Annotated in this window: 12 protein-coding genes; 1 reads left to right on the plus strand and 11 read right to left on the minus strand. The window is 63.5% G+C overall.

Annotation, left to right across the window (positions count from 1 at the left end; translation table 11 throughout):
* Window positions 1–9: 9 nt before the first annotated feature.
* The 8 genes from JAB4_RS00355 to JAB4_RS00390 all read right to left on the minus strand — a co-directional run bounded on the left by JAB4_RS00355 (window position 10) and on the right by JAB4_RS00390 (window position 8,079).
* A complete protein-coding gene (locus JAB4_RS00355) occupies window positions 10–981 on the minus strand; it encodes an ABC transporter permease (RefSeq protein ID WP_070219453.1) in 972 nt (323 codons plus the stop codon).
* 18 nt (window positions 982–999) lie between these two features.
* On the minus strand, window positions 1,000–2,553 hold the full coding sequence (locus JAB4_RS00360; protein WP_070219454.1) for a sugar ABC transporter ATP-binding protein: 1,554 nt from the start codon (window positions 2,551–2,553) through the stop codon (window positions 1,000–1,002).
* 86 nt (window positions 2,554–2,639) lie between these two features.
* Window positions 2,640–3,575, minus strand: coding sequence for a sugar ABC transporter substrate-binding protein (locus tag JAB4_RS00365; RefSeq protein WP_227742192.1), 936 nt, complete (start codon window positions 3,573–3,575; stop codon window positions 2,640–2,642).
* 231 nt (window positions 3,576–3,806) lie between these two features.
* A complete protein-coding gene (locus JAB4_RS00370; RefSeq protein ID WP_070219456.1) occupies window positions 3,807–4,688 on the minus strand; it encodes an EamA family transporter in 882 nt (293 codons plus the stop codon).
* A gap of 160 nt (window positions 4,689–4,848) precedes the next feature.
* Window positions 4,849–5,943: a zinc ribbon domain-containing protein gene (locus JAB4_RS00375; protein WP_070219457.1), complete on the minus strand. Its 1,095-nt coding sequence runs from the start codon at window positions 5,941–5,943 to the stop codon at window positions 4,849–4,851.
* Between the two features lie 8 nt (window positions 5,944–5,951).
* Entirely contained in the window at window positions 5,952–7,058 is a 1,107-nt protein-coding gene (locus JAB4_RS00380; RefSeq protein WP_070219458.1) for a zinc ribbon domain-containing protein, read from the minus strand.
* A gap of 67 nt (window positions 7,059–7,125) precedes the next feature.
* Window positions 7,126–7,851 carry a hypothetical protein gene (locus JAB4_RS00385; protein WP_070219459.1) on the minus strand — a complete coding sequence of 242 codons (726 nt, stop codon included), beginning with the start codon at window positions 7,849–7,851 and terminating at the stop codon, window positions 7,126–7,128.
* 48 nt (window positions 7,852–7,899) lie between these two features.
* Window positions 7,900–8,079, minus strand: a complete 180-nt coding sequence (locus JAB4_RS00390) for a hypothetical protein (protein ID WP_193725206.1) — start codon at window positions 8,077–8,079, stop codon at window positions 7,900–7,902.
* Between the two features lie 757 nt (window positions 8,080–8,836).
* Here JAB4_RS00390 and JAB4_RS30885 point away from each other — a divergent pair.
* Window positions 8,837–9,124 carry a hypothetical protein gene (locus JAB4_RS30885; RefSeq protein ID WP_254677365.1) on the plus strand — a complete coding sequence of 96 codons (288 nt, stop codon included), beginning with the start codon at window positions 8,837–8,839 and terminating at the stop codon, window positions 9,122–9,124.
* A gap of 126 nt (window positions 9,125–9,250) precedes the next feature.
* Here JAB4_RS30885 and JAB4_RS00400 read toward each other — a convergent pair whose 3' ends face one another.
* The 3 genes from JAB4_RS00400 to JAB4_RS00410 all read right to left on the minus strand — a co-directional run bounded on the left by JAB4_RS00400 (window position 9,251) and on the right by JAB4_RS00410 (window position 12,252).
* Window positions 9,251–11,512: a YgiQ family radical SAM protein gene (locus JAB4_RS00400; protein ID WP_070219688.1), complete on the minus strand. Its 2,262-nt coding sequence runs from the start codon at window positions 11,510–11,512 to the stop codon at window positions 9,251–9,253.
* A 237-nt stretch (window positions 11,513–11,749) separates the two neighbouring features.
* A complete protein-coding gene (locus JAB4_RS00405; protein ID WP_070219601.1) occupies window positions 11,750–12,028 on the minus strand; it encodes a DUF4404 family protein in 279 nt (92 codons plus the stop codon).
* An 11-nt stretch (window positions 12,029–12,039) separates the two neighbouring features.
* On the minus strand, window positions 12,040–12,252 hold the full coding sequence (locus JAB4_RS00410) for a VF530 family protein (RefSeq protein ID WP_070219603.1): 213 nt from the start codon (window positions 12,250–12,252) through the stop codon (window positions 12,040–12,042).
* Between the last annotated feature and the right edge of the window lie 60 nt (window positions 12,253–12,312).

Here is a 12,312-nt window from a genome sequence, read left to right on the forward strand (position 1 = left end):
GGGCCGGTATTATGAACGCTCGCCGCGGCGGCGGTAAGTGTCGAGCACCACGGCGGCGACGATCACCAGGCCCGTGACGATGCGTTTCACGGGTTCGGACACGCCCACCTGCGCCAGGCCCGCTTCCAGCACGGAAATGATCAACACGCCGATAAACGTGCTGATGACGGAACCGCGCCCGCCCATCAAGCTCGTGCCGCCGATCACGACGGCGGCGATCACTTGCAATTCCATGCCCACGCCGCCGTTCGGGTCGGCCGCTTCCAGGCGCGACACCTGGAACAGCGCGCCCACGCCGGCGAGAAAGCCCATCAAGGCAAACACCAGCACTTTCGACGGTTTTGTGTTGATGCCGGACAAACGCACGGCTTCTTCATTCGTGCCGATGCCGATCCAGTGGCGTCCCAGCACCGTGCGCGTGAGCACCAGGTGGCCAATGACGACGATGGCGATCGAGGCGATGAAGGCGGGCGACAGGCCAAACGCAATCGGCGAGCTGATGCCGTCCACGGCGCTGCCGATGTATTCCGTGCGCGAGTTCGTCACTTGATACGCCATGCCGCGCGCCATTTCCAGCACGCCCAAGGACACGATGAACGAGGGGATGCGCCAGCCGACGGAAATGAGGCCCGTCGTCGCGCCGCACAGGGCGGCGACGAACATGCCCAGCAAAGCCGCGCTCCACACGGGCCAGCCCCAGTGCACGACGGCCAGCGACAGCACGGACGCGGCCAGCGCCATCACGGAACCGACGGACAAATCGATGCCGCCGATGATCAGCACGAACGTCATGCCGACGGCCATCACGACCAGGGTCGGGATGTTGTTCGACAGGGTACTCAAGGTAGCCAAAGTAAAAAAGTTTTCGCTGGCAAACGAGAACAGCACGCACATGGCGAGCAAAGCGCCGATCAGGCCCGCATAGTTTTTCAGGTCGGCCAGGCTGCGCTGCAGATACGAAGGAGAGGAATGGGTGGTCATGGGAATCTTTCCGGCGGATCAGGCCGCAGCTGGAGTGGAGTTGGGGGTCAAATAGCCGGAGAAGGCGGCCGACAGCAGCGCGTCCTGGCTCCAGGCACCGCGCTCGAAGGTGTCGACGATGCTGCCCGCGCTCATGACGGCGATGCGGTCGCAGATCAGCATCAGTTCGCGCAAGTCGCTCGAGACGATGACGAGGCCCTTGCCCTGGCGCGCCTGCTCGGCCAGCACCTGATAAATATCAAACTTGGCGCCGATATCGATGCCGCGCGTGGGCTCGTCGAACAGCATCACGGGGCAGTCGCGGTACAGCCAGCGGGCGATCACGACCTTTTGCTGGTTGCCGCCGGACAGCTCGGCCACCGTTTGCGCGCTGTTGCGCGAACGGATGCCCAGGCGCTGAATATAGTCGTCGGCCACCGTCGCTTCGGCCGCGTCGTTGAGCCAGCCAGCGCCACTGACCGTGTCGAGCGAGGCGAGGGTCGTGTTGACGGCGATCGACTGGCGCAGCAACAAACCTTGTCCCTTGCGGTCTTCCGTGATCATGGCGATGCCGGCCTGCACGGCCGCCTGCGGCGAGTGCAAGGCGGCAGGGACTTCGCTGTCGCCGAGGAACACGTCACCCGCGTCCGCGCGGTCGGCGCCGAAGATCAAACGCAGCAATTCCGTGCGGCCCGAGCCGATGAGGCCGGCGATGCCGAGGATTTCGCCGGCGCGCAAGTCGAACGATGTCGGCTTGACCACCTTGCCGCGCGCCAAGCCCCGCACGCGCAGCAGCGGCGCCCCTAAGGTGCGGCCGCTCAGGTCGACGGCATCGTCGGCCGAGCGGCCCACCATCAGGCTGACCAGGTCGGCGGCGGAGTGGCCGGCGATATCGTCGTCGCACACGAGCTGGCCATCGCGCAGCACGGCGATGCGGTCGGCCACGCGCTTGAGTTCTTCCAGGCGGTGGGAAATGTAGATGATGCACACGCCGTCGGCCTTCAGGCGTTCGATTTGCAGGAACAGCAATTCCACTTCGCGGTGCGTCAGCATGGCCGTCGGCTCATCTAACACCAGCAGGCGGCAGGCGCCGATCAGGTTTCGCGCGATCTCGATCATCTGCTGGTGGCCGATGCCCAGTTCGCCCACGAGGGTCCACGGATCGAGGCCGCCCAGGCCCACTTTCTCCATCTGCTCGCGCGCGTCGCGTTCGAGACGCGTGCGGTCGATGAAGCCGAAGCGCTGCGGCAGGTTTTTCAGGTACAGGTTTTCCGCGATCGACAGGGTGGGAATCAAATTGAGTTCCTGCATCACCATGCGGATGCCCAGCGCCTCGGCCGCGCCGCGCGAGGCGGGCTGGTAGGGCTTGCCGTCAAGCAGCATCGTGCCCGTGGTCGCTTGCTCCAGGCCGCAGATGATCTTCGACAGGGTGCTTTTACCGGCACCGTTCTCTCCCGTCAGCGCCAGTACCTGGCCGGGGGCGAAACGCAAGCCCACGCCGCCCAGCACGGGGCCGACATAGGACTTGCCGATGTTATCCAGGGTCAATAGAGGGATGGCGGCTGATGGCGCCGGGGGGATGTCGGTGGGCATGATAAAACTCCGCGGAAAAAGGCGGCGGGGCCGGCGCCACAGCCTCAGGCTGAGACGCGGGCGCTGGCCCCGGCGGGATCAGACGATCAGGACTTGGCGCCCTTGGCGACCAGTTCGACCTTGGTTTCGATGACGCCACCGAGATCGGCCTGTTTCTTCTTCTGCGCCAGCGCTTTGAGCACGGTGTCGATGCCGAACACGGCTTGCTGCGAACCGAACTGGTCGGCGGTAGCCAGCACGCGGCCATCGGCCAGCATCGGCTTGATGGCGTTGATGTTGTCGTAGCCGACGACGAGCACTTTGCCCGTCTTGCCGGCCGCCTTGATGGCGGACACGGCGCCGATGGCCATGTTGTCGTTACCGCACAGCAAGGCCTTGATATTCGGGTTGGCGTTCAGCATGGCGGCGGCCACCGTATTGGCGGGGGCGATTTCCCACTGGCCCGACTGCACGCTGACGACCTTGGCACCGGCCGCGTTCATGGCGTCCTGGAAGCCCAGGGTGCGCTGCTGCGCGTTATAGGTGGTGGACACGCCCTCGATGATGCCGACGGGGTCGCCCTTCTTGATCTGCTTGGCCAGGAAGTCGCCGACGACCTTGGCGCCCTTGCGGTTGTCCGGGCCGACGAACGGCACGGTGATGCCCTTCTCTTTCAGCGCGCCCTCGTCGAGCTTGTTGTCGATATTGACGACGATGATGCCCGCGTCAATGGCTTTTTTCAGCACCGGCACCAGCGCTTTCGAATCGGCCGGGGCGATCACCAGCGCGTTGACGCGCGAGACGATCATTTGCTCGACCAGCTTGATCTGGCTCGACGTATCCGTTTCATCCTTGATGCCGTTCGACAGCAGGTCGTACTTGGCGGCATTGGCCTTCTGATGCGCCTTGGCGCCATTTTCCATGGTCAGGAAAAATTCATTGGCGAGCGACTTCATCACCAGCGCCACCTTCGGTTTGGCAGGCGTCTGCGCCATGGCCGGCACGGCGGGCAAAGCACATACCAGGACAGCGGCGGCAATCATTTTCAGGCGAATACGGGATGTCATGAGCGTCTCCAGAGTTGTTGGTCAAGCACGTGTACTGCATGCTTTTTAGGAAATTCGTTGCGCGCAAACGTTTGCGCGAAGCGAATAGTGCCTCAATGCCCCATATCAGTGCAAGCAAAACAGTATGTGCGGTGCAGCAAAAAGAGGGCGCTCAGAGGGAAACGGGCAGGCCGATGCGATCGGCCTGCCGAGGGAAATGCGCGGAAGTCAGGCGTTTGTTGCGGGACGGGCGCTGGCCCACTGCACCGCCAGCACGCTGGCCAGTACCAGCAGCAAGCCCAGCATCGACCAGCCCGTCATGGCCTGGCCCAGCAAGGCCCAGCCCAGCACGACGGCCATCAGGGGACTGAGCAGTCCCAGCGAGGAGACGGCCACGGGCGACAGGCGGGCGATGCCGCGAAACCACAAGGCATACGCCAGCAGCGCGCCGGCCAGGCACAGGTAGGCGTAGGCCAGCACTTGTTGCAGCGACAAGGCCGGCAACGGTGCGTCGGCCAGCCAGGCGACGGGCGCCAGCATCAGGCCGCCAAGCAGCAATTGCCAGCCCGTCAGCGCCAGCACGGGCAAGTCCGGCTTCCAGCGCCGAGTCAGGTAAGTGCCGGCCGCCATGCAGGCCGTGCCGCCCAGCGCGGCGGCGATGCCGATCGGTTCCCACACCGTGCGCGGCGACAACAACAAAACGGCCATGCCGGCCACGCCCAGCACGCTGGCAAGCAAGGCCAGGCGGGCCGGACGGCGCCCTTCCACGCCCCAGGCCAGGCCCATCACCAGCAGCGGCTGGATGGCGCCCACCACGGCCGCCAAGCCGCCGGGCAGGCGGTAGGCGGCCACGAACAGCAGCGCCTGGAACACGCCGATATTGAGCGCCGACAGGATCAGCACGCGGCCCCAGTCGCGCCGCGCGGGCAGGCGCCGCATGATCAGCAGCAACAGCAGGCCGGCCGGCAGCACGCGGATCAGGGCCGCCGTGAAGGGCCGGTCCGGCGGCAGCAGTTCGGACGTGACGATATACGTGGAACCCCAGATCAGGGGCGCCAGCGCCGTGAGCAGAATATCGCCCCAGGCGGGGCGGACAGAAAAGGCGGACATGTACTATCTCGACATCAAGATAAAAAGCCAGTGTGGGCGCGAACTATCTTGATGTCAAGATAAATTGACGGAGGCACCGGCGCCTGGCGGGCGTAAAAAAGCCCGGCAGGGCCGGGCTTCGGGAATGAGGCAAGGCGGCACGCTGCCGCCTGCCCGACGCTTAATCGCGCACGCGCTGCAGCACCGCGACCGGCATGCCGCCGACGGTGAGCGTGGCCACGTTGTTGCTGTTGCTCAGGCTGATCTGCATGGCCATGCCGCCCCCCTCTTCCGAGACGATCGTCACGACATTGCCTTCGGTGGCAAACGTGGCCGTGCTTGCGTTGCCGTTCTCGATAATGCTGTCCTTTGTAAATTCCAGGATTTTGCCCGTCGAGCCCTTCCATTTGCCCACCAGCGGGTGGCCGCCAAAGCGGAACAGGCTTTTCAGCTTGTCCAGCATGCCCGCTTCTTGCGCACCCGAGGCATTGCGCATGGCACCCGCCATGGCCATGGCGGCCTGGTGCAGTTGCGCACGGTCGGTGACTTGCCATTGCTTGTCGACCAGCGCCAGCGGCAGTTGCACTTCCAGACCGCCGCCTGGCAAGCGTTGCAGGATCTGCGCGCGGTCCGGCGACTTGACGAGCCATGCCGCTTCATCGCTCAGCGCCAGGGTGGCCGTGGCCATCGCCGTCGGCTGCCCGCCCATCTCGCGCACCTGCTCGTAGCCGCTGACCTTGGCCACTTTCACGCCCTTGGCCACGCACAGCTTGTCGCCGCGCAAGGCGGCCTTGCCCGGCGCGGCCAGCGCATAGACGAATTGCGATTGCGCCAGCCAGCCGCCGCTGCTTTGTTCGACGGGCGCGTTGTACAAGCCGCCACGCACGAGGATATCGAGCCATTGTCGAGTGGAGCTGTCGTACGACGCCACGCGGATTTCTTCCTTCTGGTACGGCAAGTTGGTGAAGCACAGCAGCTTGTCGCGCGCCGCCTCGTCGGCCGCCAGGTGGGCATCGATGGCGCGGCCAAAACTGCTGGCCGACGCCGCTTCCGGCGCCAGCAGCCACGCCAGGGCGCCGCCAGCCACGATGACCGCCGCCAGCGCGCCGCCGGCGATCATGAGGTGCCGCCGCTTCACGCCGGACAGCGCCGGTGTCGCGGCCGGCGCGGGTGCCGGTGATGGGACTGGCGCGGCATTGACGGCCTTGCCGCACTCGTCGCAAAAGCGCGCGTCGGGCGCGTGGGCGGTGCCGCACTGTTTACAGAATTGCGCCATGGTCTGCCTTACTTGAGTTTATGCGCGCATTCGCCGCAGAACACGTCATCGGACGCGACCGGGGCCTTGCAGCTCGGGCAATGCAGGCTGTCAACCGACGCAGCGGCCGGTGCGGCAGGTGCCGCGGCCTGTTCGGCCAGGGCACGCGCGCGTTCACGCGCTTCTTCGGCTTTCTTCTTGACCGTGGCCAGCCCGTCGTTCAGGCTCGCTTCCGAGGCGCTGAAATCGACATTGCGCGTGGCGTTCAGGTAAATGATGCACACACCCTTGGTAAAGATCAGGCCGGGCACCACAGCCGCGGCCGCCATCAGCAAGCCGCCGCCCAGACCGGCTGCGATGATATAGCCGGAACCGCCACTCAGACCCGAAGCCAGGGAATACATATTCATCTGGCCGCCCAGGCCCAGGATGCCAGCCGACATGCCGCTGGTCAGCGACACGCCGGTACCGACCACGCCAAAGATCAGCAGCGCCACAAACGTCGTAATCAGGAACAGCAGCACTTCCAGCAAGATCACCGACACCAGCTTCGTGCGCACGATCAGGTTCAGGCGGGCAATGATCTGGAACACGGTGGCTCCCGACCACGCGGCGGGGCCGGCCAGCGGCAGCATCACGTAAAACAGCGCAAACACCAGCACGCCCAGCACAATGGCCGACAACGGGAAGACCAGCGTGTACAGCACGGGACCGAGCACGGGGATCTTGCAGACGAACAAAATGATGGCGATGGCGATCATGGCCGCCAGCACGATCAGAAATTCCAGGAACACGACCGCGATCAGGCGGTGGCTCGTGTACAGCGAAACGAGCACGGCATCCACCAGGCTCAAGCCAGGCTGGCCCTGGGCATCGCGCATCAGCAGGATGCCGACGGCGTTGGAGCCGTAAAACATCACGAGGAAGGCCATCAGGCCGCCCAGGAAGCCCAGCAGCACGCTGCTCATGCTGCCGGCGAGCATCGTCAGTACACCACCGACGAGCACGGCGCCGATGAAGGTCAGGGCCAGCAGGGCAATCGCGCGGAAATTCTTGATGGCGTCGGTCGCTTCGATCAGCGAACCGAGCGCGGAGGAAAAGGGAAGAGGTTTAGGTGCTTCTGTGGAAATGGTCATGTCTAGCCTGGATGGGGGTAAATCGGGGAACGGAACGGCCGGCATGGCCGCCCCGTGGCAATCAGTGTCAGTAAGCGCGGGCCAGTTGCAGGTCGGACGCAGGCGCCTGGCGCTGGACGATCTGCAGCTTGACGTCCTGGCCGCCGACGCGCTTGCTATTCAGGTACAGGGCCGTGCGTACCGGGTAAATGCCCTGCGGCACGCCTTCAGGCATGGGAATCGAGAAGCCGCCCTTGTAAGCGCCGCTGCCGTTGTTGCTGCTGACCACCTTGCGCACGGTTTTGATCAAGTCGCCATTGGGCTTGTACAGGCTCAATTCCTCTTCCACCAGCGGGTTCGGATCGCGCGTGCCGGCCGCCACTTCGATATACGAATTGGTCTGCGCCTTCTGGCCCGGACGCACGGACGATGGCGTAAAGCCCGTCTCGTACTTCACCAGCGTCGACTGCTCGGGCAGCTTGCCCTTGTTGGCCACCTTGTAGTCGGCCTGTACCTGCTGCGACGTCTTGACTTGCTGGCTTTGATAATTCAGGGCCACGCAGGCGAGCGCGCCCAGGCTGGCGCCCAGTGCCGCGCCGCGCACGGTATTGTTGCCGCCGCCCAGCAAGCCGCCCACGACGGCGCCGATGCCGGCCAGCATGGCCGTATTGCATTCGCCGCTGCCCGCTTCCGTGCCGGCGGTGGTGGTATTGCCCGTGGCGCCAGGACCGCCTGGCGCGGCGCAACCGGCCAGCATCGAAGACACGACCAGCAGCGCTACCATGGGCTTGGCAATTTGTTTCAAGTTTTTCACGTTATTCTCCGGAAGGATCAAAAATAGGGGGAAGGCAAGCCGCGCGGCTTACTCGATCTGGATTTGCGACAGCGCCTTGTCTTGCGCCTCTTTCGCCTTGCGCTTGATGTCGAGCGCATGGCGGTTGCCCGTGTCCATGCGCAACACGGCATTCGCATTGGCAATGGCGCAGTCGTACTTGCGCTGGCTCATGCAATGGCTCGCTTCCGACAGGCTGTCCGTGATCACGCTTTCGAGATCGATAGACAGCCTGCGTTTATCCAGCAGTCGAAGCACACGATCCCGACGCCACCAACCATGCCGGACTGCGTAAGGTTATCAAGAAAACAGCGCCTGACGGCCAGCACATACGCGGATAAAAGCGTAGGGCTGGTGCGGGCACCGGCTCGGGGGCGGGCGCGGCGACAGATGCCGGGGCGGGCGCAGCAGGCGCAACGGCAGGCTCGGCCGCCGTCGCGCCGTCGAGCGCCGGGTCGCTGATGGCCAGCGGCTGCTCGGCGGCAGGCGCAGGTTCCGCCTGGGCGGGAAAGACTGGAACAGCTTCCGGCGCCGGCGCTGCCGGCTTGCTTGAGAGAAAATAGTAAGCGCCCGCACCGCCCAGCAGTACTACTGCGACGGCTGCAGCGATCAGTTTCATGCGGCTGCCCGCCGCTGGGCTGTCACTTGGCGTGTCGGCCACGGGAGTTGGCGCTGGTGCTGGTGCGGGCGCTGGTGCGGGTGCAGGATCGGCACGGCGCTTTTCCAGCACGGGCGGTGGCGGCGGTGGCGGCGGTGGCGCGACCGGCTCCGGGATGAAGACGGGAACGGGTTCCGGAACAGCTTGCGCGACCATTTCTGTCACTGGAGCGGGCTCAGGAACGACCACACTCACTGGTTCGGGAATCGGCGCCGGCACAGGTGCCGCAACAGGTTCTGGCGGCAGCACTGGCGTCACGGCAAAGCTGAACGCGCATTTGGGGCAGAACTTGGCGTCGGGTTTGCAATCATGGCCGCACTGGCCACAGGATTTGCCCGGCACGGCAGCGGCGGCGGTCGTGGCGGCGGCAAACGTCGTGCCGCAGGAAGAACAGAATTTGGCGCCCGGCTTATTCTCGGCTTGGCAGGAAAGGCATTTCAATTGGCATCTCTTTTCATATCAACGCTGGGAGTCGCGTACGCTGGCGCTTGCCAGAAAGGCAGCATTGTTGCCGTACGGCTAAATATCCAACGAGTATATTTTCAAACACCAAGTTGCCACAAGGGAAAATTGCCTTTTGCTCTATTCAATTTTTAAATATTGGTAAAAATCCCGCCGCCACGGCGGTTTGCCGCCCCATCTTGGTGCGCCCATAGCAAAAAACCCGGCAACGCAGTACGCATTGCCGGGTTTTTCAAAGGATGCCCAAGGGCCGAAGACTATCTACTTGCGTCCACCCCGTGCCGGCGCGGCATGGCCGCCCTTGGCTGGCGGCTTGCTGCCACGGCCCATCGGCACGGCGGCCGGCTTGGCCTTCGTCTTGATGGTCGACAGAATCGATGGACGCACTTTCGACTCGGCGGCCGACGCTTTGGGCGCCGCTGCCGTGCCGCCCAGGGCGATGCGGTTCTTGCCCGGCGTGACCTTGAACTTGTCCGGCGTGCCGGCGCCATGCGTCTGGCGGCTGCGTTCGCCTGCGGCCAGGCCGCCCGATTCCGACGACGTCCAGGCGGGGATCAGATGCTTGTCGCCATTGCCGATCAAGTCGCCACGGCCCATATTGACCAGCGCTTCGCGCAAGATCGGCCAGTTGGCCGGGTCCTGGTAGCGCAGGAACGCTTTATGGGTGCGGCGGATCTTGCCGCTGCGCGCCGTTTCCACCACTTCCGAGTCGGCTGTCACCTTGCGCAGCGGATTCTTGCGCGTGTGGTACATCGTCGTGGCCATGGCCATCGGCGTGGGCATGAAGGTCTGCACCTGGTCCAATTTAAAATTGTTTTTCTTCAGCCACAGGGCCAGGTTCAGCATGTCCAGGTCCGTCGTGCCCGGATGGGCGGCGATGAAATACGGGATCAGGTATTGCTTCTTGCCCGCTTCCAGCGAAAAACGGTCGAACATTTCCTTGAATTCGTCGTAGGCGCCGATGCCGGGCTTCATCATCTTCGACAAGGTGCCCTCTTCCGTGTGCTCAGGGGCGATCTTCAACAGGCCGCCCACATGGTGCGTGACCAGTTCCTTCACGTACTCGGGCGAACGCACGGCCAGGTCGTAGCGCAAGCCCGAACTGATCAGCACTTTCTTGATGCCGGGAATGGCGCGCGCCTTGCGATATAGCGAGATGAGCTTGCTATGATCCGTGCCCAGGTTGACGCAGATGGACGGGTACACGCAGGACAGGCGGCGGCACGACACTTCGATCTCTTTTTCCTTGCAGGCGAGGCGATACATATTCGCCGTCGGGCCACCCATATCGGAAATGGTGCCCGTAAAGCCTTTGGTTTTATCGCGGATATGCTCGATTTCGCGCAGGATCGACGGTTCCGAACGGCTCTGGATGATGCGGCCTTCGTGCTCCGTGATCGAGCAGAAGGTGCAGCCGCCGAAGCAGCCACGCATGATGTTGACGGAAAAGCGGATCATTTCCCAGGCGGGAATGTGCGCCTTGCCATAGCTCGGGTGCGGGGCGCGCGCGTAGTTCATGTCGTACACGCCATCCATCTCGTCCATGGCCAGCGGCAGCGGCGGCGGGTTGAGCCACACGTCGCGCTCGCCGTGCGCCTGCACCATGGCGCGCGCATTGCCGGGATTCGATTCCAGGTGGAATACGCGCGACGCGTGCGCATACATGACGGGGTCATCCTTGACGACGTCGTAGGCGGGCAGGCGCACGACGGTCTTGTCGTGCTTTTCCTTGGCCATGGCCAGGCGCTCTTCGCGGCTCATGATGCGGATCGGCTTGATGACTTCGGCCGATTTCGACGCATTTTCCGTGGCGCAGGCGGTCTTGTCTTCCTGCACCATCTCGTACGGGCTGTAATGCGGGTCGATCTTGCCGGGCACGTCGACGCGGGTGGAATTGTGCACGCCCCAGTCGTCGCCGGGCAGCCAGCCGGACGGCACCATGAAGGCCGTGCCGCGCAAGTCGCGGATATCCTTGATGTTTTCGCCGGCGGCCAGGCGGTGGGTCAGGTCGACCAGCGCCCGCTCGGCATTACCGAAAATCAGCAAATCGGCCTTGGAATCGGGCAAGACGGAACGGCGGACCTTGTCCGACCAGTAATCGTAATGAGCGATGCGGCGCAGGGACGCTTCGATGCTGCCGATGACGATGGGCACGTCGGAATACGCTTCGCGCGCGCGCTGGGCGTACACGGTGACGGCGCGGTCCGGGCGTTTATTCGGTTCGGCATTGGCCGTGTAGGCGTCGTCGGAGCGGATCTTGCGGTCGGCCGTGTACTGGTTGACCATGGAATCCATGTTGCCGGCGGTAATGCCGTAGTACAGGCGCGGCTTGCCGAGGATGCGGAAGGCGTCGGCCGACAGCCAGTCGGGCTGGCTGATGATGCCGACGCGATAACCCTGCGCTTCGAGCAGGCGGCCGACCAGGGCCATGCCGAAACTCGGATGGTCGATGTAGGCGTCGCCCGTGACGAGGATGACGTCGCACTGGTCCCAGCCCAGCGCGTCCATCTCGGCACGCGACATCGGCAGGAAAGGCGCCACGGCAGCGCGGGCAGACCGCTTGGGAACGGTCGCAAATAAATTGGTAGGGGAGCTCATAGGGTACTGATTGTACCGGAATTGGCTATTTCCAACCTGACGGCCTGCTTTTTACTGTTGGATTTCAGTACAAAAAACGTTTATTTTTCAATCACTTGGGGAAAGAAGGCCCTTGGGGTCAGACCCTTCGGGGGTCTGACCCCAGCTTTTCCCCGGGTTACATCAGATCCCCATATTGGCAAGAATCTCGCCAAGTTCGCGCAAAGCCGGCTCCAGTTTCGGATGCTTGACGGCAAACTTGGCCGACAATTCCTGGCTGCGCTCGGCCAGTCCATACGTGGTCGACTCTTCTTCCTGCTCCTGCGCGGCGCGCTTTTCCATCAGCAACTTGATGTCGACATCGAGTTTTTGCAGCAAACCATGCAGTTCTTCATCGACGGGACCGCTGCTTGCCAGTGTCGAATGCAGCTGTTGCAGCGATTCCTTGAGTTTGCTATCCATGTTTTTTCCTGTCAGTCAGTAAATTGCGTGTCTAGGAACAATTGTTCCACCTTGCTCCTGGCCCACGGGGTCTTGCGCAAAAACTTCAGGCTCGACTTGATGCTGGGATCGCTGATGAAGCAATTGATATCGATGTGCTTGGCCAGGCCATCCCAGCCGTAGTGGGCATGCAGGCGCGTCACGATACCTTCCAGGGTAATGCCATTCAAATCTTGCTGACTCATATACTCTTTCAACTGCCTTCTTGTTTACATCTTACTCAATTCTACGCCGCCGGCACGGAA

The organism is Janthinobacterium sp. HH102 (assembly GCF_001758625.2).
In the GTDB taxonomy this organism is placed as follows: domain Bacteria; phylum Pseudomonadota; class Gammaproteobacteria; order Burkholderiales; family Burkholderiaceae_D; genus Janthinobacterium.